At 70.0% G+C, this 584-nt stretch carries 1 protein-coding gene and 1 pseudogene; one reads left to right on the top strand and one right to left on the bottom strand.

Going from position 1 to position 584, the window contains the following annotated elements; genetic code table 11:
* A pseudogene (locus A5773_RS26455) lies at positions 1–90 on the bottom strand (TetR/AcrR family transcriptional regulator); the annotation flags it as partial.
* A 143-nt stretch (positions 91–233) separates the two neighbouring features.
* Here A5773_RS26455 and A5773_RS06220 point away from each other — a divergent pair.
* A partial coding sequence (locus A5773_RS06220) for a TetR/AcrR family transcriptional regulator (protein WP_156744753.1) occupies positions 234–584 on the top strand: 351 nt, incomplete at its 3' end.

The raw sequence follows: 584 nt of genomic DNA, 5'->3' as shown, positions 1-584 counted from the left end.
GGCCACACACCGCATCGTGGCGACGATGATCCGCCGGCGGGTCTCCTCGCCGCTGGCGCCGACCGGGCGCCCACGCTGCGCCCGCGTCACCGTGCTCTCCCCACTCGCGCGTCCTGTCCGCCGGCTCTGGGTGCCCGACACGGTCGAATATAATCGAGTGATCGATTAGTTTGGGCTTCCGCGCGGAGGTGCGCAGTGTGTGATGGACGAACCTGCGGCGGGTTCCGCGCGGCATGAGCGTCGCGCAGTCGCAATTGGGCCGCCCGGTGGGCGCCGAGGGGGAGCAGACGCGTGCGCGGATCATCGCCGCGGCGATGCGGTGTGTGGCCGAGATGGGCTACTCCCGCACCACGATTCGCGAGATTGCCCGGGCCGCCGGCATGACCAGCGGCAGCCTGTACCACTACTTTCCGAACAAGTCCGAACTGCTGGAGGCGACCGTCACCGAAATGGAGGGCATCGCGTCACCTCGGCTGCGGGCGGCCGCCGCGGGTGCCGGGACCGCCATCGATCGCATCGAGGCGGTGCTCGACGAATCGGGCCGGCTCATGCGCGAGTACCCGGATCTCGCCGCCTTCGAGTGG

This window comes from Mycobacterium sp. 852014-52450_SCH5900713 (assembly GCF_001667075.1).
Lineage (GTDB): Bacteria > Actinomycetota > Actinomycetes > Mycobacteriales > Mycobacteriaceae > Mycobacterium.
Note: the sequence above shows the minus strand (reverse complement) of the source record. Positions and strands in the feature narration are given on the sequence as shown.